Raw genomic sequence first — 25,755 nt, 5'->3', positions numbered from 1 at the left:
GGAAACTTGTGTTGGGAACCAGTTCAGAACCGGTTCTTTTTATTTAACCTGAATTGATCCAGGTCATCTAAAGCTCTTTTTTTACCTTCTTGCGATAGATATTCATACATTTCTTTAAATCGCTTTTCAAAATCCCTAAATGCATATCTTTCTGTTTGGCTCTTGGAATAAAGATCATATTTTGCTATTAATTTATTTGCTGCCTGATGTCCATACCGGTCCAAAATTTTATCTACATTAAATTTATCTATAGGATCTTCATTATAAAAATGCAACAAAGCAATACTTGACATATTTATTTTTTTACTATTCAATCCATCTTTCTTTTTCTGCTTATTTTTAGAGTAGTTATAATAAATCAACACATCTTCATCATCAATATTCTCATCCATTAAGAATATATTTATTTCTTCAACAGCGGACAAATAATTTAATTCACTTTCAAGTTCTCTGAATTTTTCTTCTATATCATATAAGTAATGCTTCCATAGTTCATAAATTCCTTCTTTTCCTTCTTCTAAGGAGTCAGTAAAGGCAATACTATTACATTTGTCTATATCAGCATAAATAGCATCTTTTAACAATCTTAATGAATCTGTTTTTTTCTCTTTTATTAACGTGTAGGAATTTTCTTTAATGAATCGAATTGCATAACTTATTTTTTGCCCGATCTTCTCTTTAGTGATGGTAAAATTTAACTCTAAATCTTTTATAAAATATCCAGGCCCTGCAATCTCTTCAATCCATTTCTCAACTCGAATATTATTATATATTTCTTCTTTTGGCCTTAATTCAGATAGCTCTTCAGACATCCAGTACATTTTATTAAAATTTTAAAAGTTTATTAGCATTCTTCACTTTCTCTTCATTGGAAATACTCGCGATATATTTATCAATCACTTTCATACTGGAGTGACCAACACTTTCAGCTATTGTATGGATATCAACACCTGAACGCACAAGTACAGTAACAAAAGAATGTCTCGCATAATAAGTCGTTACTGAAACATTTAAGTCCAATTTTTCAGAAATCCGTTTCATATATTTGTTCACCTGCTTAACAAACTGCTGCACTTTTTTCTTTATTTCCTCCTCATTTGGATTTCCCTCGAGAACTGGAAAAATAAAATCATCCTTCTTCTCTGCCTGATTACCCCAACGCTCTATTATTTCCTTGTTCTTATCAATTAGTGCAATGGAGATTGTTTTAGCCGAACGATTTGTATTCTTTACCTTTTCACGAGCATATACAATGGTATCGGCATATATGTCTTTAAATTTCAACAAACACACATCCTTCATGTTGATACCATTTCCTAAATAAGAAAACACCCACATATCTCTGTAGTAATTTTCTGGTGACCCAGGCTCCGGAGAATAGTTAATAATCTTCCCTATTTCTTCCAGAGTTAAAGCTTTCTTAGGGTTTTCAGGTTCCGGTGATTTGTAACGACCTCTTTTAACATCTCCAAATGGACTTTTCTTACTATCAAGAATACCATCTTCAATAGCATCGTTAATTATTTTTTTTAGAGGTCTACAATAAATTCCAACTGTAGTTCTACTGTGACCATTCGCTATCATCCAATTTTCATATTTTCTTAAAAAAGTTGGAGTAATTGTTTCAAATGCAATAGATTTCTTACCATGAAATTCTTTTAGTTTTTTCATGGAGTACTCGTAATTCTGAGCAGTTCCTAACCTATCTTCAGATTTCAATTGAGCTATGTATCTTTCGAAATACGTGTAGACACTTTTTGCATCAATACGTTTCTTTTTGAAATGTTCTTTAAACTCAGAAAAAGAGAATTCATCCATCATATTAATGATGGAATATGCTCTCATCAAATATGTATGAATAATAACCTTTTTCTCTTTTAGATCAGAACTTATTCTTCTTTCAAATAGCTTCAGGTAATCCTTCTCAGTTAAAGAAATTTTGGTTGAAAAATAAGCTGGATAACGTTGATGAATTATTTTTAACTTTACCGAAGACGTTCCGTCTTTTCGTTTTCGAACTGTATCTAGAAATGCCACTAATGAAACACCCTTTTCACTTCTTAAAGCTTCTTCATTAATTTCTGGATGAACAATTACAGGTAGTTTTTCCGACATTTTTATATTCAAATAGATTTTGCACTAACAAAATAACTAACAAAACGTATCTACAACTAGTTATTTTGAAATATCAACTATAACAAATCTAACTAAAAGCCCTATAAATTCCAACATCCATAGGCAACTATAAAAAACAATGTAACAAAGGGATTTGACTGGCAGTCAAAAGGTCATCGGTTCGATTCCGATACTCTCCACCCTCAAATCAAGGCGGTTATGGCATTTATGTCGTGGCCGCTTTTTGATTTTTGTCATTCGCAGCCTTTCCTTACTATTTACCTTTACTATATTAGATTTAGTCAGGATTGATATCTTAAGCTTTAAGCTTGGTTAAATTAAACACCATCATAAACCAGACTTACAACAAATTTAACTCAAGGATATCGACAATTTAATCCCAAACATATGTAAAGCAAAAATCACTAAAACATTAATTAACTTAGCATTTAACCTTCTTTAACACTTTTTCTTATGGGAGGCACCAAACAATACATACATTTGTAATGTCCTTTCCGAGAGGATTAGGTTTTCATAGATTAAAATGGGTTAGAGTAAAGTCCGGGGTGGTTCCCGGACTTTTTTATTTTAATCAATCGTCTTCATGCTGTTAGAATTGATAAACAGGATGTTTCCCAAAGCATCGTAGCCTTTAAACAAGCCCGATTTTTCATGTTTTAGGGTCTCTCCCCTAAATCCAAGAATGGTTAATCCTGCATCGGCCGATTTCTCGTTAATGATATCGCGCGAAGCCACATTTTCCTGTTCGTGTATAATTTCGATATTCGAATTGGTTATTGGCAGTCTGCCACTCACTACCAATTCATCGAGTTGTTTCCGGGTTTCGTTGGCCTGGTCTTCTTTACAAATGTTAAAGATTTTAATGTCGGCCTTGTTCCAGTCGGGATGACCACCGATAATAAAACTTAGCAGAATCATTAGGTTTGCATTATCGGTGTCCGAAGATTTAATCCAGACATGGATATTGTTATTGTAATTGAACTTTCGCCTTGAACTTCCCAGGATACAGAAATCAAAATTCCCGGCACGAGCCAGCGAGTAGTTTTCAATAATCAAATCGAGGCGATCGGGCGCTTCCTTGTCGAACTCGAAAATCACCATATTGTTTTCCATTCCAGCAATTCCGGGCAGCTGAATGGCCTGGGCAATTGCCGAAGTGTAGGATGGCGATATAATGGTATCGACATACACATGGTTTTCTATCTTATCGAAACTACGAATTAGCTTATCGAGCTCTTCCTGCGATTGCTGATAGGTGGCTTTGGAGTAATATCCCTCAATTCTGTGTAGGTAGGTTCCAAAACCATATTTGTAGGATATCCAGTTCAATAATTTAAAAGCGGTATCGCGTTCAAACGAATCCTTCGAAATACAAATGGCACTTGGTCGCCACTCCCTGGTTTTTCTTTTGCCGGCTTTTTGTAAAAATACCTGCATGTTTCGGTTTAGCTGGTACAAAGAGTTCAGGAATATCGATTCCAGGCCATTTCGGTGTTTGTGATACCTGTTGATAAACAAATAGATCAAACTCATTAAAACCACTGCACTAAAAGCATAGAGGGTGTTGATTTTAAACATCACCCATATGGAGATAAAAAATCCGATAAGCGAGAGCAACCATTTCGATTTGAAGGATGGTCGGTAGCTTGGCGATGAGCCAAAATGATTCAGAAATGAGATCAGGCACAAAGCACCATAGGTAAGCATAAAGAACATCGAAATAATTTCTGCAACTGCATTTACATCGCCCAATGCAACAAAAACCAATGCGATAATACAAGTAATCAGCGATGCATTAATGGGTTCACTATCGGAGCTTCTGCCTTTAGCCAACCAGCTATTTAAGCCTTTCGAAGGAAATGATTTATCGATTGATAAAGCTTGCAAAGTTCTTGGTGCAACCATTACCGACCCAATGGCCGATGAAATTGTAGAAGCCGCCAAACCCAGCGGAATTACAATGGCTCCTCCCAAAGCAATTTTCGACATAATTAGCTGATTGCCCACCAAATCTTCGCTACTTGCCGATCCTGCCAATTTGTAGACGATGAAAAAATAGATGATCATCCCAATTAAGGTAGCTGCCGTGGTTCCCAAAGGAATGGATTTGGAAGGATTCTTTAGGTCTCCCGAAAGTCCAACTCCTGCTGTCATTCCAGTAAAGGCAGGGAAAATAATGGCAAATACGATAAAAAAGTTATCGGTATTTTTAAAATCGGCGTTCCATAGATTAAAATCGCTGGTAGCAGCATATTCGGTTGATCCCATGAAAAAAAGCGCCAACGAAATAAACAGAATTGCAACTACAAAGTAAAGCGCTTTTACGCCAAGGTTGGCTCCTTTTTTTAAAATCAGGGCCGATAGTAGCAACATGGCCGGAATGCTCACAACCTGTCGTGGTAGTTGATATCCGTACGTATCCCTCACCCAGTTAAAAACTGGTTCGAAAGCTTCGGTAAAAGCAATAATATAAAAGGCAACACTAATGGCTTGCGACATAAACAGGGCGATTCCAATGGTTGCTCCAATATTCAATCCGAAAGATCGCGATATGATAAAGTATTCGCCTCCACCCTCAACTCTTTTATTGGTTGCAATTTCGGATATGGCAAATGCGGTTGGAATGGTAACGGCGTGCCCCAGCAAGATGATGAATACAACTCCCCAAAATCCAACGCTCCCAACTGCATAACCAAATCGTAAAAACAATATCGCACCTAAAATGGTAGAAATTGCTGTAAAAAATACGGGTGCAGTCCCAAACTTTTGAGTTGATTGCTCTTTAGACATATTGTGTGTATGAAGTTAGATTATTAAAAATAGAAAAAAGGACCGAATATTTAACTTGTATCGGATTTATTAGTCCACAATTCTTCTTATGATTATCGAACTTGCGCCTATTTATACATTTTTAACAAATACTTCATCAGTTCATTATGAATAAAGCTTTTAATTTGCGTAAATTTATTTCCCCATTGAAATTAGCATGACAGAAGCACAACAAAATTCATCGAAGAAATTGCTTGATGGTGTACGACCAAGCAGGATCATCTATCCGATTTTAATCGGATTGGCTGTTGTCGTGTACATGCTGGTGAAAGAGGTCGATGTAGATACCTTTTCTCTTATCGAGTTTACCTGGTACTCGGTATTTTGGCTGAGCATTGCTCTTGTAATGATGGTGATTCGAGATCTTGGCTATATGGCACGTCTGAGAATTCTTACCGACCAAAAATTTTCATGGGGAAAGGCCTTCCGCATTATCATGTTGTGGGAATTTACTTCAGCCATAACGCCTTCGGCCATTGGAGGTACGTCGGTTGCCATATTGTATCTCAACAAAGAAGGACTTAAAGTGGGACGAAGTTCAGCGGTAGTCATGTCTACCTCTTTTCTCGACGAGCTCTATTTTATCATCATGTTTCCATTACTGATTTTACTACTGAACGTAAAACAGCTGTTCATGATTGCATCGCCGGAACATTCCATTTGGCTCGATTCACTCCTTTACTTTGCACTTGGTGGCTATATGGTAAAATTGGTTTACCTTATTGTACTTACTTACGGTCTGTTTTGGAACCCACGTGGATTAAAATGGTTGCTCTTATGGATCTTTAAATTGCCTGTTTTACGCAAATGGAAACATGGTGCAAACAAAGCTGGAAGCGATATCATCGAAAGTTCGAAGGAACTCAGAAGAAAGCCATTCCTGTTTTGGTTCAAAGCTTTTATGGCAACTTTTTGGTCGTGGACTGCCCGTTATTGGGTAGTAAATGCCATGTTACTGGCCTTTATGCTCGAAGGTTATTCCTTTGCCGATCATATCATGATTTTTGCAAGACAATTGGTCATGTGGATCATGATGCTGGTGAGTCCGACTCCTGGAGGTAGCGGATTTTCTGAATGGGTTTTTACCCAATATTTAGGCGACTTTTTACCTACAGCAGGTCTTGCTGCGAGCATGGCTCTAATTTGGCGATTAATATCATATTATCCTTACTTGTTTATCGGCGTTTATCTGCTTCCAAGATGGATAAAAAAGCACTTCAAAAACAACAAATCTTAAGTTGGTGTCAAACAGGTTATTGTGTTTTTTGACAAAAGAAAATTAAACTTTTATCAAAACTTTATCTCATTTTACCATAATCAATATGTGAGTTCCAATTAAAGAACGTAACTTGCTTATTATTAAACTGAGTCACACATTAAAACCTATATAATTATGAAAAAGAATTTACTCTTTTTTATCTTCCTGTTCGCCATCGTTTCATCATGTTCTGATGATAACTTTAAAGAGCCGGAAAAACCACAGGAAAACGATCATGCCATACAGTCGGTAAGCATCACAAATAATCCTTCTGATTTAAGTTCGCGTGTTACTTACAGCAACGAATTGGTTGTTGTGAAAGATATTGATACAGGAAACACCAAGTCTGTGAAATCGGATTTTGATGTTGATCCTACCAAGAACTACGCTTTTAAATTAAGAGCACAAGTTGATGCACCAAGGGTACAGGGTGAATATGTACAGGCAACTCACGTTAAAATTGTTGATGACATGGCTTTTGTGACCTACAATACAAAAGGACCGGAATACAATGGTGGAGTTGAATTGTTTAATATTGCCGACAAAAACACGCCTATTCTCCAGGCTCAGGCAATGTTTCATGATGTTGATGTAAGTGCGGTAGATTATTACAATGGTAAATTGTATTTGGCAGGTGCACATGATATGGATGCTCCTGGTTTCCTTTATGAAAGCCCGGCAATCTTAATCGAGCTGGAGATAAGCCCTTCTGGACAGATATTGCTTGTTTCAAACACGTACGACATTGCTTCCTATGTGGCAACAGATGTTAAAGTTGACGAAGATTATATTTACGTTACAAGCGGATCGGACGGAAAACTAACCGTTCTAAACCACAACTTCACTTTGGCAGGATATAAAGATATTAACGAAGCAAGATCGGTAGCCATTAACAGCGAGCATGTGTATGTGCTGGAAGGATCGGCTGCAAGTCCACAACTGCAAAAGTTCGGGATTACCGATTTATCGGGACCAGAATTCATTGGCCTAAACGGACCGGTAACTGCCGAATCGAAAACAGAAATTGATGTGACCGATAATCTTTTATTGGCGGCTTTAAACGAGGGCGGACTGGATATCAGGGAACTGAATGGTGATTTGAAAGAACACATTGAACGCCCGGCTACGCCTGAAGGTGAGTTAGACGAAGATTTTGTAACCAATTCGGTTGCGCTAAACGATGAATTACTATTGATAGGAAATGGTGGAGCAGGATTATATGTAGGAGCCATTATTCCTGAAATTGATGATGAAGTGTTACTGATGGGAAGCATGGACTTCGATGCATCGGTAAACTTCGTAGAATCGAAAGAAAACTGCATTTTTGTGGCTGCCGGAACTGGTGGACTTAAAATTTTAAGCATCGAAATCGACGAAGGAATTCCAGATGACATTATCCCAACCAAACCATGTCCAACATTGGTTGATAATATTATTGCGATGTTCCCAGCAGGGAAAGACAATCGTGATGCCAATTCTGATTTATTTGCCGATGGCAATAACCTGATTCTAAAACTGCAAAAAGAATCGCCTGTTTACCTTACTTTTATTGATGAAGGAGCAGGATGGAGAAATTCTTTGGCTTATTACACTTACGATGCTGATAATCCACCAACAGGTGAAGATGAAATTGAACTTCACATGCTTTTCCCTAACGTATCGAAAGAAGGTGAAGGTGGCGGATTAACTCCTGGCGACAGGGTTCAGTTGGGCGATGAGGCCTTCCCGGAAAATACGGTAATTGGATTCTGCCTAATTGCCAAAGGATGGAAAAATGGTGCTACCACTGATGGCATTTACAGACATTATACGAATGTAGAATTTAATGAAGATGACAATCAGCAGCATGTTTTATTCATAGAACAAAACTGTAAAGACATTGTACTTTGCTTTGAAGATATTCAATTACCTAATGGCGATAAGGATTACAATGATATTATATTCGCGATTACCGATAATGAAGAAGATAATTTAGTGGCAACTGCTTTTGACACTGAGAACATTATTGAAAAATAATCACAACCACTTTGTTATGGAGATGCCGACTCATAAGAGTTGGCATTTCTTTTATCCTACAAAGTGAATTAAGATGCTTGCTCCTACAAATATTGCAAACAGTACTTCCCCAATCCAGGAATATCTGCTTAGAACAAAATAATGGCTAATAATAAAGGTTACCGGAATCAATAGAAGAAAATAAAGCTCGGTACCAGTACCCGAAAAAACAAAGAAGCTGCCAATGGTGGTTATAAAAAAGACAAACAGGATCATGAAATACTTTCGTGAACTGATTTTTTTCTCCTCTACAACATTGGCCATAAAAGCTGATGCCAATAGCACAAAAGCTGCTAAAATCCCCCAATACACCTTCTGGAAAAGTGAGTATTCTGCTTTAAACTCAAAATCGATTAGGGCATTTATACTTTGTAAAAATACTCCCAAATCATCATTCAGGTAAAACCAGCTTGCAGTAATAAATATTGGCAATAAAAACCCTACCAATCCTGCCAGAATTTCACGAGCACGGAAATAACCAAGAAAGGCCAGGCCAATCCAAAACCATAGGATAAACACTGCTGAAAAAAGGTAAGAAATGCTGGCCAAACCAATAAATAATCCTACTTCGAAAGATTTGGCTAAAGTTCTTGATCCATGATAAATGGCAAATATACTATCGATGGCAAAAAATAGCAGAAAACTTGCCAGGAGTGCCGGATGCATGCCATACAAGCTAACTGTACCAGTAGCAATTAAGGCAAAAATAAAAGCTGGTAAATCGGTTCGTTGCCTGATAAAAATGTACTTCTCGTTTAAACGCACTACCAGTAACGAAAGTAGAATGAGAAGAATACCTCCAACAATATTGAGGGCAATAATACTGCCTTGAGTAAGACTCTGGAGCATGCTGTAAAGTGGCATTTGGTTTTGCTCACCAGTAAGTGAAACAGGCGAAATAAAGGCCTCTATCCATAACAATAGAAGAAAAACAGGGACCAAAAACAATAGCAAATAATGCCTTCCTTTAAGTGTTTTAAGCAGCATGTAAAAGTAGTTAATTACAGTTCCCGGAATTGAACCGGGAACCGCATAAAATTTTCTGATTATAAATCGAAACCAATATCTCGACGGTAATATTTTCCATCGAAATCGATTAATTCTGCATTTTTAAATGAAGAGGTCAAAGCTTCTTCCATATTGTTGCCATAAGAACTTACCGAGATCACTCTACCACCATTTGTTACCACCTCATCATTGGCATGAGTTGTTCCAGCATGGAAAATGATACTTCCTTCTACCTGATCCAAATTCTTAATGGTTTTTCCTTTCGCATAAGCTTCAGGGTAACCACCAGAGACCAACATTACCGTCGAAACAGTTCTCTCGTCCATTTCGAAATCAGCCTGATCCAACTCTTGTTTCGAAACCGCTTCCATTAGGTCTAAAAGATCCGACTTTACACGTGGCATAATTACCTCCGTTTCCGGATCACCCATTCGAACGTTGTACTCAATTACGTATGGATCCCCAGCAACATTCATCAAACCAATAAATACAAATCCTTTGTAAGGGATATTGTCTTTTTGCAAACCTTCAATGGTAGGAACAATCACACGTTCTTCCACTTTTTGCATAAAATCGCCTTTGGCAAATGGAACAGGAGAAATTGCACCCATACCACCTGTATTTAAACCGGTATCACCTTCACCAATTCTTTTGTAATCTTTTGCTTCGGCAAGAGTACGGTACGATTTCCCATCGGTTAAAACAAAAACAGACAATTCGATACCTGACAAGAATTCTTCGATAACAACACGGTTTCCGGCGTCACCAAACATTCCGCCCAACATCTCTTTCAAGGAATTTTTTGCCTCTTCAAGATCTTCAATAATCAAAACACCTTTACCTGCAGCCAAACCATCAGCTTTTAGCACATAAGGCGCTTTCATACTTTCAAGAAAAGTCAGGCCTTCCTCCAGGTTTTCGTTGGTTACACTTTTGTATCCTGCTGTTGGAATGTTATGACGGAACATGAACTCCTTTGCAAAATCTTTACTTCCTTCAAGCTGGGCACCCAATTTTTCAGGACCAATCACTGGAATCTCTTTAATCGCCTCATCCTGCAAAAAGAAATCGTGAATTCCATTTACCAATGGATCTTCAGGACCAACAACCACCATATTGATGCTATTCTCCAAAACAAATTTCTTAATGCCATCGAAATCATTTGGATTTAGATTCACATTTTCTGCAATTTCTGCTGTTCCTGCATTTCCAGGAGCAACAAAAAGTTTTTCCAGTTTATTACTTTGTTTGAATTTCCATGCGAATGCATGCTCACGGCCACCAGACCCCAAAAGAAGTACTTTCATCTGTCAATTAAATTGAAAATCATCATCTAACAAATTATGTAAGGATGATTTTGTTATAAAATGGTATTATAAGTTTGATCGACAGCAAATTTAAGGATTCAATTGCAGTTATCCTGACTGATAGGCAATGAATTTGAATTTTTCTAATGACAAATTCCAAAATCGTAACCTTGCTGCTTCAATTCATCGATTAAACGAGGAACCGTATAGCGCATGTTCTTTTCCGATTTTAGATGGTTATGGAACAAGAGTATTGAACCCGGACGAACCTTTTTCATCACATCACGATAACACCTTTCAGGCGTAATATCCTGCCTGTAATCGCCGCTTAACACATCCCACATAATCACTTTATAGTCGGTTGAGAGATATTTTGCCTGCGAGGTTTTGATTAATCCGTAAGGAGGGCGAAAAAGCTTAGAATCGATATATTCCGAAGCCAGTATTACATTTTCTACATACTTTTGGGTATTGTTATACCAGCCTTTTAAATGATTGTGGGTATGATTACCAACGGCATGGCCTTCTTCTACAATTCTACGGTACAAATCGGGGAATTTTCGCACATTATCGCCCACACAAAAGAAAGTTGCCTTTACCCCTTTCTCTTTGAGCAAATCCAATGTCCACATTGTCGATTCCGGAATAGGTCCATCATCAAAAGTCAGATAAACCTTTTTCTCATCTGAATTGTACCTCCACACAAAGTCCGGAAATAACCTCTTGATTAATCCCGGCGCTCTCAACCACCTTAATCTCATTATCCTTTCCTATAATTCCCCAACAACCTCTTAAACTCCAATTCTATTTTCTTATTCAGATCGTTTTGCTCATATCGAGCAGTAATCTGATATAACTCTTGCATTAAATATAGATTCCTGTTTTGCCAACGTGGAAACTCCGATGTCGACACAGGTTTCAAACTTGCATAATAATCCAACTCTTGCACCAGGCGTTCCGAAACCACCTCGATCAGCTGGTTTGCTTTTTCATACTCTGCAGCACGGTAATACGCTTTCGCGATAAGTACTCCCCAATAATCCAATGGTACCCTATCGTTCGGAACAACTTCCATACACTTATCCAAAGCCATTACTGCCGAATCTCTCTTGCCCTCATCCATTAATGATTCAGCCAATCGCAAGTAATTGTTACGCATGCTCAATGTCATTCTCGAACATGTTTCATCCAGGTAAACATTTGGGTCTTCAATATTTCCCCATTTGAATTTTTCAAGCATGTTTGTGTACATTTTCAATCCGTTCACTCTTCCTACCTGGCCATCATCATTTTTTGTTTCGATTGGCACCAAACGATAGGCAAATCCTTCCAGCTGGAAATATTTTTCCAATCCAAAATACCCATCAGATGGTACGGTAATGGCGAAATACATCGGACGTTCCCAATTGTTTTCAACCAACATGTTATAAAGGGTAAATCCACTTTTTTCGATATAGTTGCCAGTAACTTCCCATTCCAACTGATCAACAATAAGGTCCGACTCTTCTTTGCGTACCGTTCCTGTTTTCAGAATTTGTTCTTTATCGACAGTCATTCTGAATTTGCTGGCAGGGAAATGATCTATTCTTTCATCATATCCATAAATGGTCTTAGTACTCTCCTTGTCACTTAAAACGTAATCTAATGCCTCTTTAATATCCAAGCCATTGTATTTTTCTACATAAGCTTTCAATCGTGGATCATCTACCAGGTAAACAACATCGCGCCTGCCTTCAAGGTATTTTTCTTTTTTCATTGATATTGGCAATGGTGCAGAATCGTAATTCTGTTGTTTCATTTGGTCGATATACCAATCGGTTGACAAGTAACTAAGGTTACAAACGCGAACATCGGTTCGTACACCCTCTACTTCTTGCAAGTACCAAAGTGGAAATGTGTCGTTATCGCCCATGGTAAACAGAATGGCATTCGGCTCACAGGAATTCAGGTAATTGTAGGCCATATCGCGTGCAAGGTATCTGTCCGAACGGTCATGATCATCCCAGTTTTGCTGGGCCATTAAACCCGGCACAGCCACAAAACACAGAACAAATACCGCCGGAACAGCAATTTGATCCGATTTAAGCACCTTTTTACAAGCTTCAAGCACTGCCAAAAAGCCTAAACCAATCCAAATGGCAAATGCGTAGAACGATCCTGCATAAGCATAATCTCTTTCGCGAGGCTGTAAAGGTGGCTGGTTCAGGTACAATACAATGGCCAATCCGGTAAAGACAAACAGCAACATGATGACCCAAAAGTCTTTCTGTCCTGTTATGCTTTTCCTGTATTGATAAATCAGTCCGGCTAATCCCAGTAGTAAAGGAAGAAAGTAATATTTATTGTTTCCCTTATTGTTTTTCATGTGGTCCGGACGCAAGGATTGATCTCCCAAACGCATATTATCAATCAATGGAATGCCTGAAATCCAATTGCCTTCTACCACTCCTCCATAAGATTGACGATCGGATTGGCGACCTGCAAAATTCCACATGAAATATCGTACATACATATAATTCACCTGGTAAGAGAAGAAGAATTTTATATTTTGTGCAAAATTTGGTTTTTCTTTCTGATCGGCTTTAATTCCGGCCCATTTCGCATACTCAATATGATTCTTTCCACTAATGCCTTTGGTGTGCATTCTTGGGAAAACAGACTTGTGCGAATCCTTAAAGTTGGCTTTCTTTTTCTCGTAAGAAACCACATACTTGCCATCCTTTTTGATGTATACATTCTTATCCTTCACATATCTTTCATTCTCATCCAAAGGTGCATTAAAATACTGCCCGTAAAGCAAGGGCGTATCTCCATATTGTTCCCTGTTTAAATAGGAAAGTAAGGTTTGTAGGTCTTCCGGATTATTTTGATCCAAACTCGGGTTTGCATTGGATCGAATCATGATCACTGCATAAGAAGAATATCCGATTAAAACCACGGTAAATGCCATTAAAACTGTATTGGCAAGCACCTTTTGTTTTTGTATGGTATAACGAATTCCCCAAACAATACCGCCAATTATAGCCAAAATAAAAATGACAAGTCCCGAATTAAATGGCAAGCCAATGACATTTACAAAGAACAAATCGAATAAAAAGGCCATTTTTACAACCCCGGGAATAATCACATACATTGCACCTCCGAGAAGCAATACGGCCAAACCAAGAGCCTTAATTATCCCATTTCGGGTAGGTGTGTAGTTTTTAAAATAGTAGACCATTACAATGGCCGGAATTGCCAATAAGTTTAGAAGGTGAACTCCTATGGATAAACCCATTAAATAGGCAATTAAAATAATCCAACGGTTTGCATGAGCTTTACCAGCATCATTTTCCCACTTTAAAATACACCAGAATACAATAGCGGTAAATAAGGATGATGTTGCGTAAACTTCACCTTCGACTGCCGAGAACCAAAAGGTATCTGAAAAAGTGTATGCCATTGCTCCAATAAAGCCGACAGCAATAATTTTCCATACCTGAATTCCAACTGGCTCTTCCTGATTTGAGATCAGTTTTTTTGCCAAATGGGTAATGGTCCAAAATAAAAACAGAATGGTGAATGCACTTACAATGCCAGAAAGCGCATTAATCATGAGTGCTACATTTTCTGTTCCACCTGCAAATACTGCAAAAAACCTTGCTAAAATCATGAAAAAGGGAGCTCCGGGAGGATGACCAATTTGCAATTTGTACGAAGCGGTGATAAACTCACCACAATCCCAAAAACTAACTGTTGGTTCAAGAGTTAAGAGATATACAATGGCTGCTATTGCGAAAGACAACCATCCAACCAGCACATTGATTTTTTGATATTTGCTCATATCGGTGTAAATAAGGTTTTTTTTAATAGGCGATTAGAAATCGAAGATACTACTTTCCCAAGGAAGTATTGATTTTTATTATGTGAAAAAACCTTAAATAAAAGACAAAAAAATGACCGCCACAAGATTGACGGTCATTCGATATAAGTATGTTTCTATTTATTCGGTATACGATTTAAATAGCAATTCAAATTTTTGCTGGGTCTTGTCTCCCAAGTCAGGCTGTTCGCTCATTTCGGCAAGGCTTAACAACATTTGAACCACCCTGATTTCTCTTTCCTGTTCGTTTCTGAAGCTCTTAGCCAAAGCAGGTTGTAAAGAGAAATAGTAATCGAGTTTATCGTAAGATTGTTGTGCCATTTGCTCGAATAAAGCATTTCCTTTTTCCTTGGCACCAGCTCTGTAATATTCCTGAATAAATCCGATTAAGCTGTTATCGTAAGGTATTTTGCTGGTTGGTAATTCTTCCATACACCTGTCAAGTACCTTAATTGCTTTTTCTTTTTTGCCCTCATCGTTTAACTGACTTGCCAAACGGCTGTAGTTCGAACGGAAACTCATGATATTAAGCGTTAGAATATGGAATTGATCCACATACACATCTGCTTCCTTGATGCGACCAAATTCAAACTTATTCATGAAATTATCATAGAGGATATCCGTGTCGATTCTTCCCAGTTCAAGGCTATTGCTCTTGGTTTCGATTGGTACCAAACGATAAGCGGCACCTTCCAGTTGGAAGTATTTCTCTAAACCAAGGAAACTGCTTACGCCCATACCTACCGAGAAATAAATTGGTCGTTCCCAGTTGTTATTGGCAATAATATCATACACCATGATATCATTCTTATACAGGTAACTTCTCTTGATTTTCCAGTCCAGCTTCTTCTTGATTAGATGAGCATCTTCAGGTCGAACCGTACCATTATTAACAACCTTTGCAGAATCAACAGGTAAGTATACATTTCTTCCTGGGAAGTAATCCAATTTTCTTCCGGTTTGCATTTCCACCTTCGAGGCCTTATTATCGCTGGCAACAAAATCGAGCATTTGCTGCAAAGATTCTTCACCTTGAAGGCGCTCAATTATTGGCACCTGGTCGCGTTTGCCCGGCTCTACTTTTTCAGCAGAGAAACTCATCGGAATCGGATCGGAATCATAAGCCTTGTTTCGCATTTGGTTAATGTACCAATCGCCAGCCAAGAGACTCAGGTTCACAATTCTGATATCGCGACGGATTCCTTCTACCTCCTGGGCATACCATAGTGGGAAGGTATCATTATCGCCATAAGTAAACAGAATGGCATTTGGCGCACAAGAGTTCAGATAGTTCTTCGCATAAGCTAAAGTTGCATAACGTCCCGATCGATCGTGATCATCCCAGTTTTGCTGAGCCATTAATCCGGGAACGGCAAGTAAACACAAACCTGTAACCAAACCTGCACTCAACACCTCAGGCATCTTTTTCTTTAAAGTCTGATACAAGCCCATTACTCCAAATCCTATCCATATCGCGAAAGCGTAGAACGAACCCGCATATGCATAATCTCGCTCACGTGGCTGTTGCGGATATTGATTCAAATATACTACAATGGCTAAACCTGTAAAGAAGAAAAGCAACATTACAATGGTAAAATCCTGTTTTCCTTTTTTGCCTGATCTGAACTGATAAATCAAACCAATCAGCCCAAGTATAAATGGCAAGAAATAGTAGGTATTGCGCGATTTTTTATTCTTTAATTCTGGATATAATTTTTCTTCGTTTCCAACTTTTACCCGATCGATAAAAGGGATTCCGGAAACCCAGTTCCCATGAAGAATTCCACCATGACCTTGAATATCGTTCTGACGACCTACAAAGTTCCACATGAAATACCTCCAATACATATGCCCCACCTGGTACTTTAAAAAGAATTGAAGGTTGGAACCAAAACTTGGCTTGTACACAACATCTCCATTACCAAGAGCAATCGGGTTGTCTTTCTTCACATTCCCCCAAAACTCATATTCTCGAACATGATTATCGCGAGAACTGTACATACGTGGGAATATCGTTTCGAAACGAGAGTCGAATTCATATTTTTGCTTGCGCGATGCAATTACATATTTATTGTTTTTCTGAATGTAATTTGGCTTGGTTTCAACCAAATCAACAGCCGGTGCATTGTAATACTCGCCATACATTAATGGTCTGTCGCCATATTGCTCACGATTCAAATAGGAAAGCAAAGCAAATACGTTATCCGGATTATTCTCATCCATTGGCGGGTTTGCCGATGAACGAATTACAATCATTGCAAAAGAAGAATATCCAATTACAATTACCATAAATACGGTAACAATGGTATTCAAAACAACATAGTTCTTTTTAATGGTGTAATTAATGGCCCAAATTACGAATGAAATAAGAATGATTGCATAAACCATTACACCGGTATTGTATGGTAATCCGAAGCCATTTACAAATACCAGCTCGAACCACGATGCCACTTTTACAACACCAGGAATAACACCATACATCACCACACCTAATATTGCAACCGCAATTGCACCTGCAGCAATGATTCCATTTCGTGTTGGTTCATATTTTTTGAAATAATAGACAAAAACAATGGCAGGAATAGCAAGCAGGTTCAACAGGTGAACCCCAATCGATAATCCCATTAGGTAGGCAATTAGAATAATCCATCGGTTTGCATATTTTTCGTGTGCTACATCTTCCCATTTCAGGATGGCCCAGAAAACCACTGCTGTAAACAATGATGAGGATGCATATACCTCTCCTTCAACAGCCGAAAACCAAAAGGTATCTGAAAAAGTATAAGCCAAAGCACCAACTAGTCCGGTTCCCATGATTGCAAACAAATTGCCTTTCGACAATTCTTCACCATTGTCAACCAGTTTTTTGGCAAGGTGAGTAATGGTCCAGAAAAGAAACATGATTGTAAATGCAGAAGCCATAGCCGACATCACATTCACCATTAAGGCAGCCTCGGAAGGACTAGGAGCAAATAAGGCAAAAAAGCGGGCCATGATCATGAAAAGAGGTGCTCCCGGAGGATGCCCAACCTCTAAACCATAAGCCGTGGTAATAAATTCTCCACAATCCCATAAACTGGTAGTTGGTTCAACAGTTAATAAGTAAGTAATTGCTGCAATAACAAACGCTACCCAGCCTAACACATTATTAACCAAATTGTAATTCGACTTCATTTTGTGTGTATTTTCGTTTTTGTACTGATTCGTAGTTAAATAATCTGAACGAAAATAGTCAAATTTCAGTGTTTACATTGAATTCCGAGAGAATATTTTTAGGATTTTGTTTGCACACAAAAAAAAATTATTACATTTGCAGAGTCTTTACGAAAAGACGCATTATGATTGACCCATGGTGTAATGGTAACACATCTGGTTTTGGTCCAGACGTTTAAGGTTCGAGTCCTTATGGGTCAACTGAAAAAAGCTTCGAAATTGATTTTCGAAGCTTTTTTTGTACCTGTATTTATGTTGGATATATTCCCTAGTCAGGAGTTTATGAGCAATCATTTTCCCAATTCTTATCCCAGGATTTATTATCTGTTTTTAAGAATCAACCACCTTGGTAAACCTAAAACTACCTGCAACACCCTGGTCGTCCAGACTCTCCCCTTCTATAATGGTTTCGTTAATCATCATCCCCTCCCAGGAATCCAATTCATACCTGATATCGTAATCGGCATGAATAATGTCGTATTCGGTAGCTTTAATTTTAATTCGATTCTGATTGATCTCTCCTTCTATTTTTTCCTGAATCATAAAAGTCTCATTTGAATCGGCATTCTCAGAAAAAATAATTTTGCCAGATAATTTCTTCCCATTCTGCACCAAAATTAATTCTCCCTGGGCCGTTCCATAGCCATAATCTTCCTCGTAAATCCACTTTCCCGTTAAAGATTCAATTTTTTTTTCTTCCATTTTAAAATCCCTTTCAAATTGACAATGAGAAGCATTCGAGCTCTCAAGATTCCTAACGCAGAAAACTGCGCAATATTTTTGTAATTTTTCGTTTTGACCTAAGAAATTTTCCACTATATTTGCAGCGTCTTAGTCAGAAAATGACTGTATGGTATTGACCCATGGTGTAATGGTAACACATCTGGTTTTGGTCCAGACGTTTAAGGTTCGAGTCCTTATGGGTCAACTTAAAGCTTTCGATTTTATCGGAAGCTTTTTTTATTTTACCTGATTTCGAAACCAGAATAATTCTTCCTTCCTGCATCACAAATCGTAATGCGATCTACCCTTGCCCAGTCGGGACCTTTTTTACACCATTCACAAAACAATTCTACAGCTAGTTCCTCTCCTTCAGCTTCAGCATAAACTGTACCATTTATTTGGTTCTTTACAAAACCATTCACTCCAAAGCGTTGCGCGGCTTTTCGGGTATGATATCGAAAACCAACACCTTGTACTTTTCCAAAAACGGTAATATTTACTGATTTTTCTGCCACAATCTATCCACTTCGATTTCTTTCTTAAGGAATTACGAAAATAAGCATTTTAAGTTGTAATTGCAGATTTGTACACCAGGTCCTCTGTTTAAAAAACCTCCTTATTCCTTTATAGCCAGCGATTGGAACTTGAAACTTCTTTTTCTACTTTTGCAGCATGATCCAATACGACGAACCATTATTTCGCCCTCCAAGTGAGGCTTATTCTTTCATATTACAAGTAACACTAGGTTGTGCATGGAACAAATGTGCCTTTTGCGAAATGTACAGCAGTAAGCAGTTTCGTGCCCGCAAAGAGGAAGATATTTTTGCTGATATAGAATCAATGCAAGCATATGCCAATCATTATCGAAAGGTATTTTTGGCCGATGGAAATGCCATGGTACTGTCTTTCGACAAGCTTTCGCGGATATTGGACAAACTAAACGAAAAGTTTCCACGTTTAACACGTGTTTCGGCCTATGCCTTACCCAAAGACATAGACGCCAAAAGCGATGAAGAACTGCGCGAACTGGCAGCCAAGGGACTAAAACTTTTGTACGTTGGAATCGAATCGGGCGATGATGAATTACTGGGCAGAATCAACAAATCGGAAAACTTCGAGAGTACTGCTCATGCATTAAAAAGAGCTCGTGCAGCGGGCATTAAGCTGTCGGTAATGATTCTGAATGGTTTAGGCGGCAGAAAATACTCACACCAACATGCCATCAACTCGGCCAGGGTGGTAAACGAAATTCAACCTGAATTTTTATCAACTTTAGTTTTAAGTTATCCCTACGGTGAAGAGCATTTTGCCAAAAAATTTGATGGCGAATTCGTTCCACTTAAGACGGTTGAACTGATTGCCGAAATGAGAGTATTTATCGACAAACTCGAGCTTGAATCAACAGTATTCCGTAGCGATCACGCTTCCAATTACCTGGTTCTTCGTGGCAATTTCCCACGCGATAAAGAAGAAATGCTAGGTCGAATCGATGGCGTTTTGGATGATCCGGCCAACGCAAAACTGCGCGAAGAGTGGATGCGGGGATTGTAGCAATCAAGTTTTATTTTTACATATTATAAATTGAGGTTAGATATTTTATCACATTGATAATTTATTGATATTTAGAGACTCTAAATATAACCCATTATGATAAAACCCCTAACTACCATCCTATTTTTATTCCTGTGCCTCACACTTTCAGCCCAGGAATACCGAGGAAAACTTATTCATCAGGATGGAACTAGCAAAGAAGTTTCTTTCCTGGATCCGTACAGCAAAAGCAACTACAAAGAAATTCTTTACCTGCATTATGGTATAGCTCATGAGCTGTATGCCGAAAATTTTAAACGGGCCGAATTTTCAGACGATATTGTTTATGAATCCATCGAAATTAGCACAGGCGAAAAGGCATGGGCCCGGGTGCATTTTGAAAGTGATATTATTGCATTGTACCAAAGATACAGTTCAGTTTATATTAAAGTAGATACTAAAATCATTGACATAAGCAAAAGACAGACACCAAGTTCATTTAATATCCCTAACGATTTACAAAAACAGTGGCAATCGTTCCTCAACAAAAGCAACGGGCTTAGTTTTAAAAAAATCAAAAAGTTATTGATTGATTACCACAAGCAAAAAGATCTCAAATACCGCAGGTTATTTCCAAATTCAGTATCCAAGTTTAATATTGAAGTTGGAGTCGGTTTAGCAATCACAAGTTATAACTTTATAAAATCAACTGATGAGCAGATTGACAATCAATATTTCTTGCCCAGTATAAATGTAGGTTGCAGATACATCTTACCTCGATTTTTAAAAAACTCATTTCTCAATTTTAGCCTATCTCTTCAACACTTAGACATCCAAAAAGATACGTACGAGAATACCACTTTAAAACAAGTTCATTATGAGTATGAAATTAAGTCCATCCAGCTTGCCGCTCAAATATCTTTAAATAAGCAAGTTATTTCGTTTGAGGATTTTAAAATATATGCAAAAGCTGGATTCCTTTTATATAACAATATGGGAAGTGATGGAACTTTAAACACAGAATATGTTGACGGATATATCATCCGAACCCAGGAAAATTCATTACAACTGGCTAAAAAAAGTGGATTTATCCCCTTATTAGCTCTTGTTGTTGATAAAAAAATTGCAAAACATCAATTTAGTCTTTCTTTTCAATATGAACATTTCAATGAAAGTGGAAAACCTTCAGATGAAGTGTCTATAATAGAATTTAGCAAACCAATGGTGAAACTTGGTTTAGCAATGAAATTTTAAATGCAATCAAAATGAAAAAATACATATTATGCACTCTATCCTTTCTGATCGTTATAATTTCTTGCAATAAGGAAGACGAGACAGATCGGTCATATGCTCGTATCAACACATTGGGAGTTAAGAATATTTCTACAACAGGTGTAACTCTTAATGCAGAAATTTACAATGCCGAAAACATTACCATCGAAGATCACGGATTCGTATATAACCTTAAATCAATTCAAATTCCGGATACGATTAGTGAAAATCAGCATTATGAAAATCGTTACGAAAAGGAGTCTTTAGGATCAAAAGCTGGCAACGGTTTGTTTGAAACAACATTAACAAGAAACCTTATTAGTGGAGAAGTATACACTTCAAAGGCTTATGTAATAAGTGATGGCAAAACAGTATATGGCGAACCGGTAGAATTTAAAAGTCTTGGTGGTATGGGTCCGGTAATCTATAAAATAGTCCCAGACACTGCTTATTTTGGGGACACAATAAATATCATAGGACAAAACTTCAGCATGCAGAAAAATTTCAACGAAGTTGCATTTCATACAACAGAATCAGAAATTCTTTACTCTTCGGATACATTGATCAAAACCATCCTACCCGAACACATTTGGATGCCGGAAATTCCAATCTCTGTTACTGTTGCAAAAAACACCATTTCTAGCCCTTTTAATCTAATCATAACACCGCCAAAGATCGATTCAGTTTCAAATACCACAATTCTATCAGGCATGAATATCAAGCTGTACGGTAGTCATCTTAACGATATTTATAATCTAAGAATCGACAACCAAAGCCCAGGTTATTATGGCTACGATCATATTTCTGATTCATTAATTACATTAAAAGTTCCAGGTAGAATTTCCGAGGGGAATGTCCCGTTCAGCTATTCCTATTTAGGTAAAGCTGTTAACATTCCTGATTACTTCTATAGTACTATTCCAGCCATTCATTCAGTAGCACCACTAAATGTTTGGATTGACACGCTCATAAAAGTAAAAGGTCCCAATATTAGATATCTTAATTCTTTATTGAGTGATTTTGGCACTCCTGAAATTGTTTCAGATAGTATGGTACAGGTTAAGATAGAAAAGATTCCAATATCCAATAAGATCTATGGATTTTATAATTACAATAAGATATACGCTGAAGACTCTATAGATTGGATGCCCCCTGTTATCGATAAAATTACCCCAACTGTTGCTTACAATAACGAAAAAATCACAATACATGGAGAACGATTTTTTCCTGAGATGAAAGTAAAAATCGCAAATTACAATTTATACACCAATTTTATTGATGAAAATACCGTTGAGTTCAATGTTCCGAAAATAAATTCCGGCACATATCAAATGGAACTTCATTACGGGATTTGGAAATTTGGCATACAAGAAAATATTTCATTTGAAATCCCTCCTATAAACATTACGGGCGTAAATCCTTCCTCTGCTAAACGTGGAGATATTATCGAAATATCATTAGATAATATGAATTCTAACGAAAGCTATTCCGTTCATGTTGATCAAAATGAAACGAAGCTTATTGAGGTTGGCGACTCATACATAAAAGTGCAGATCGGCCATGACAGTCTTCTTTCAGACTATCCTTCTGTAAAGGTTTATAATGGTGGCAGAACCGACCAGAACAATTCATCATTCCAGGCAATTGAACCTTGGCAGTTTGTATTGGAAGAATCGAAATTTAGACCAAATTATGCAGCAATAGCTTATCCTAATAATACTCCGGTAATTCTTACAAGAGAATATGATAACTATGACCATGTTTTGCTTCAGTTTGATGATTTCACAAACAAATGGGACAAAATTGCAACTCATAATATGTCAGGTAATTTCCCGAAGGTTCTTTCTAAAAATGACATGATGTATTTTATCAGTTATCATGGAAATAACGAATCAGGTAATTCAATCCAGATCGAATCTTACTCAATGGATCGAAACGAATGGAATCAGGAAGGCCAGGTTCAATACAATGGTGAAATGTATCAGTTTTTTGCTTTTATGAAGGAGGATAAAATATATGTAGGGGATAAATTTTTCATGACATTTTTTGATTTAAATGATAAAACCTGGACTGACATTACCACAATGCCTACAGATGAAATTGCCACAGAAGGTGTGTCCTCATTCGTTATTAATGATCGCTGCTATGTTCAGATTCATAACAATAACAAATCAAACGATGATTCAACCTCAGAATTTTGGGAGTATCACACAAATAGCGATATCTGGACGTATATTCCAGGTTGTCCATTTATAAATTATGGTGGCACAACTTATTGCACGGATGAGCAAAATGCATACTATTTTGTTCGCGTTGATAATAATTTAAGAGAAATGTGGACATACAATTCTATGAACAATACGTGGACTAAGCAACATCCTCCTGCAGGTCATACAAGTTATGGATTATCTTTTTATTCCAATGGAAATCTATATTTTGGTCGTAGCAAACAATATGGTGTTGGCTTGTATTTAAGTAAAATCCACTTAAACGATATTATTCAATTGGATGATACCAACTAATTATTAAAAAAATATTGATTTAAGCAAAAGCGAAGTTGAACAATTAGAACTTCGCTTTTTTTTAACATCATTTCACAAAATATATTTCACATTGCATTGAATCATGTCGTATATTTAATAGAATCATTTTAAATAAGATTCTATTATGAAGATAATCAATGCCCTTTTACTGACTCTTATTACAATTTCAAGTGCATTTGCACAGAAGGTTCCTGCAGTATATAGCAATGTAGGCTCCGACGAAAATGGCGTTTTTCTGCTTCTTGAAGACAGGAAAATATATGCTGTAAAGCCAAATGATCAGTTCAAGTTCGAAGATTTATCTTCGGCAGCCATCGGAACAAAAGAAGGAATTACTTTCAATTTTAAATTTCCGGAATTGAATGGCACGCTATACTTTGGCTTTATCAATTACAAGGATGGAAAATATCCGCAACCCGTATTTTTTAGAGAAAGTTCGCCTATTAAAATTGGCATAAGCAATGTTCCAATAAAGAGACTTTTATCGGGCAAATACGATATGATTAACTGGGAAAAAACCGGCCAAGGCATTTTAGGCTACCGCATTGTTAGCAACAAGGGAAACATGTTGTACGATGGTCGTGTTGCCTTTTCGTACAAAGATGGCATGTTTAAAGCTGAACCCACAATAGTTGAAGGTCCATTCATTAACCAGTTATCAGAAAAAGGAGCCGTGATTTCTTTTACCACCTCGGAAGCAATTGAAGCAAGTATTCGTATTAACGGCAAGAGCTACTTGGACAAAAAAGCCGGCAAAACACACGAAATAAAAATTGATGATTTACAGGCTGCAACAGAATACAATTACACCCTATCTGTTGCCGATTTTTCTTTCGATTTTAGTTTTGAAACTGCACCCAAGCCAGGCAGCAGAACAGCTTTTACATTTGCGTACGGTAGCGATTCACGTGCTGGCAAAGGTGGTGGAGAAAGAAATATTTATGGTACTAATGCCTACATCATGAAGAAAATTGCAGCTTTAGGAAGTGCCGAAAACATAAAATTCATGCAATTTACCGGAGACCTGATTGATGGGTACAATGCCAGCAGGGAACGCATGAACTTACAATATGCCAACTGGAAAAGAGCTGTCGAGGCTTGGTGGCACTACATTCCCTTTGTTCCTGGTTTTGGAAATCATGAGGCCTACAACTATGTGTTTAACGATGTTGATGCTGGAACATTTCACGCCATAGATCATTTTCCTTTTAAAGATGATTCCAGCGAATCTCTTTTCCAGGATAATTTCGTATTGCCAGAAAATGGACCTCTTAGCGAAGACAATACGAAATACGATCCCAATCCAAATGAAATTGACTTTCCATCTTACAAAGAAAGTGTATACTGGTACTCCTACGATAATGTAGCAATCGTTGCCTTAAATTCGGATTATTTCTATTCGCCCGGTGGACTTACGCAAACCAGTGGCAATCTTCATGCTTTTATCATGGACAAGCAAATGTGGTGGCTACAAAAAACCTTAAAACAACTAGAGAAAAACAAAGATATTGATCATGTCTTTATTACCATTCACACTCCATTTTTCCCAAATGGTGGTCATGTTAAAGATGACATGTGGTACAATGGTAACAACCAATACAGAGCTTTTGTCAAGGGGCTGCCCTACGAGAAAGGAATTATTCAACGCAGAGATGAACTGCTAAACCTCATCGTAAATAAAAGTAAAAAAACTGTGGCAATATTGAGTGGCGACGAACACAATTATAACCTACTCACCATTACCAATGAGATGGAACGCTATCCTGAAAACTACGAATTTGAAAAACTTGAACTGTCTCGTAAATTTTACCAAATAAACAATGGTGCAGCCGGAGCTCCTTATTATGCACAGGAAGAAACTCCCTGGTCGTCGAATGTCAGAAATTTTTCCACTCAAAATGCACTCGTACTAATCGATGTTAATGGAAGCACGATAAAGGTAAGGGTAAAAAATCCCGACACCTTGGAACTAATCGATCAATATACCCTTAGAGAATAATTTTTTTGATACCAGGAGCT

Annotated in this window: 16 protein-coding genes and 3 tRNA genes; 9 read left to right on the top strand and 10 right to left on the bottom strand. The window is 37.5% G+C overall.

Going from position 1 to position 25,755, the window contains the following annotated elements; all coding sequences use genetic code 11:
* Positions 1–23: 23 nt before the first annotated feature.
* Together ELS83_RS12220 and ELS83_RS12215 are read right to left on the bottom strand one after the other, a co-directional pair.
* Positions 24–812: a hypothetical protein gene (locus tag ELS83_RS12220; protein ID WP_171595841.1), complete on the bottom strand. Its 789-nt coding sequence runs from the start codon at positions 810–812 to the stop codon at positions 24–26.
* 13 nt (positions 813–825) lie between these two features.
* Positions 826–2,127: a tyrosine-type recombinase/integrase gene (locus tag ELS83_RS12215; protein ID WP_171595840.1), complete on the bottom strand. Its 1,302-nt coding sequence runs from the start codon at positions 2,125–2,127 to the stop codon at positions 826–828.
* Between the two features lie 103 nt (positions 2,128–2,230).
* On the opposite strand from ELS83_RS12215, the gene ELS83_RS12210 reads away from it, so the two are divergent.
* Positions 2,231–2,315 (top strand) — tRNA-Ala (locus tag ELS83_RS12210).
* 388 nt (positions 2,316–2,703) lie between these two features.
* On the opposite strand, the gene ELS83_RS12205 is transcribed toward ELS83_RS12210, so the two are convergent.
* Positions 2,704–4,926 carry an amino acid permease gene (locus tag ELS83_RS12205; RefSeq protein WP_171595839.1) on the bottom strand — a complete coding sequence of 741 codons (2,223 nt, stop codon included), beginning with the start codon at positions 4,924–4,926 and terminating at the stop codon, positions 2,704–2,706.
* Between the two features lie 196 nt (positions 4,927–5,122).
* On the opposite strand from ELS83_RS12205, the gene ELS83_RS12200 reads away from it, so the two are divergent.
* Together ELS83_RS12200 and ELS83_RS12195 are read left to right on the top strand one after the other, a co-directional pair.
* Positions 5,123–6,202: a lysylphosphatidylglycerol synthase transmembrane domain-containing protein gene (locus ELS83_RS12200; protein WP_171595838.1), complete on the top strand. Its 1,080-nt coding sequence runs from the start codon at positions 5,123–5,125 to the stop codon at positions 6,200–6,202.
* 156 nt (positions 6,203–6,358) lie between these two features.
* Positions 6,359–8,239 carry a DUF4114 domain-containing protein gene (locus ELS83_RS12195; RefSeq protein WP_171595837.1) on the top strand — a complete coding sequence of 627 codons (1,881 nt, stop codon included), beginning with the start codon at positions 6,359–6,361 and terminating at the stop codon, positions 8,237–8,239.
* A gap of 51 nt (positions 8,240–8,290) precedes the next feature.
* On the opposite strand, the gene ELS83_RS12190 is transcribed toward ELS83_RS12195, so the two are convergent.
* The 5 genes from ELS83_RS12190 to ELS83_RS12170 all read right to left on the bottom strand — a co-directional run bounded on the left by ELS83_RS12190 (position 8,291) and on the right by ELS83_RS12170 (position 17,629).
* Entirely contained in the window at positions 8,291–9,265 is a 975-nt protein-coding gene (locus ELS83_RS12190; RefSeq protein WP_171595836.1) for a DUF6427 family protein, read from the bottom strand.
* A 59-nt stretch (positions 9,266–9,324) separates the two neighbouring features.
* A complete protein-coding gene (gene purD, locus ELS83_RS12185) occupies positions 9,325–10,593 on the bottom strand; it encodes a phosphoribosylamine--glycine ligase (protein ID WP_171595835.1) in 1,269 nt (422 codons plus the stop codon).
* Between the two features lie 143 nt (positions 10,594–10,736).
* A complete protein-coding gene (locus ELS83_RS12180; RefSeq protein ID WP_171595834.1) occupies positions 10,737–11,354 on the bottom strand; it encodes a polysaccharide deacetylase family protein in 618 nt (205 codons plus the stop codon).
* The gene (locus ELS83_RS12175) at positions 11,354–14,416 is read right to left on the bottom strand and encodes a glycosyltransferase family 117 protein (protein ID WP_171595833.1); all 3,063 of its coding nucleotides are present in this window, start codon (positions 14,414–14,416) and stop codon (positions 11,354–11,356) included. The genes ELS83_RS12180 and ELS83_RS12175 overlap by 1 nt, the downstream gene beginning before the upstream one ends.
* A 159-nt stretch (positions 14,417–14,575) precedes the next feature.
* A complete protein-coding gene (locus ELS83_RS12170) occupies positions 14,576–17,629 on the bottom strand; it encodes a glycosyltransferase family 117 protein (RefSeq protein WP_171595832.1) in 3,054 nt (1,017 codons plus the stop codon).
* Between the two features lie 169 nt (positions 17,630–17,798).
* Here ELS83_RS12170 and ELS83_RS12165 point away from each other — a divergent pair.
* Positions 17,799–17,869: transfer RNA gene (locus ELS83_RS12165), tRNA-Gln, on the top strand.
* Positions 17,870–17,998: 129 nt separating this feature from the next.
* On the opposite strand, the gene ELS83_RS12160 is transcribed toward ELS83_RS12165, so the two are convergent.
* Positions 17,999–18,370, bottom strand: coding sequence for a hypothetical protein (locus ELS83_RS12160; RefSeq protein WP_171595831.1), 372 nt, complete (start codon positions 18,368–18,370; stop codon positions 17,999–18,001).
* Between the two features lie 155 nt (positions 18,371–18,525).
* Here ELS83_RS12160 and ELS83_RS12155 point away from each other — a divergent pair.
* Positions 18,526–18,596, top strand: a tRNA-Gln gene (locus ELS83_RS12155).
* 37 nt (positions 18,597–18,633) lie between these two features.
* Here the strand turns inward: ELS83_RS12155 and ELS83_RS12150 are convergent.
* Positions 18,634–18,906 (bottom strand): acylphosphatase, encoded by a 273-nt coding sequence (locus ELS83_RS12150; protein ID WP_171595830.1) that lies wholly within the window; start codon positions 18,904–18,906, stop codon positions 18,634–18,636.
* Between the two features lie 157 nt (positions 18,907–19,063).
* On the opposite strand from ELS83_RS12150, the gene ELS83_RS12145 reads away from it, so the two are divergent.
* The 4 genes from ELS83_RS12145 (at position 19,064) to ELS83_RS12130 (ending at position 25,735) form a co-directional block, all read left to right on the top strand.
* Positions 19,064–19,942, top strand: a complete 879-nt coding sequence (locus ELS83_RS12145; RefSeq protein WP_171595829.1) for a radical SAM protein — start codon at positions 19,064–19,066, stop codon at positions 19,940–19,942.
* A gap of 96 nt (positions 19,943–20,038) precedes the next feature.
* A complete protein-coding gene (locus tag ELS83_RS12140; RefSeq protein ID WP_171595828.1) occupies positions 20,039–21,175 on the top strand; it encodes a hypothetical protein in 1,137 nt (378 codons plus the stop codon).
* Positions 21,176–21,186: 11 nt separating this feature from the next.
* Positions 21,187–23,715 (top strand): IPT/TIG domain-containing protein, encoded by a 2,529-nt coding sequence (locus ELS83_RS12135; RefSeq protein WP_171595827.1) that lies wholly within the window; start codon positions 21,187–21,189, stop codon positions 23,713–23,715.
* 145 nt (positions 23,716–23,860) lie between these two features.
* Positions 23,861–25,735, top strand: a complete 1,875-nt coding sequence (locus tag ELS83_RS12130) for a metallophosphoesterase (RefSeq protein WP_171595826.1) — start codon at positions 23,861–23,863, stop codon at positions 25,733–25,735.
* Positions 25,736–25,755 lie beyond the last annotated feature (20 nt).

Source organism: Marinifilum caeruleilacunae (assembly GCF_013141825.1).
Taxonomy (GTDB): Bacteria; Bacteroidota; Bacteroidia; order Bacteroidales; family Marinifilaceae; genus Marinifilum; species Marinifilum caeruleilacunae.
Note: the sequence above shows the minus strand (reverse complement) of the source record. Positions and strands in the feature narration are given on the sequence as shown.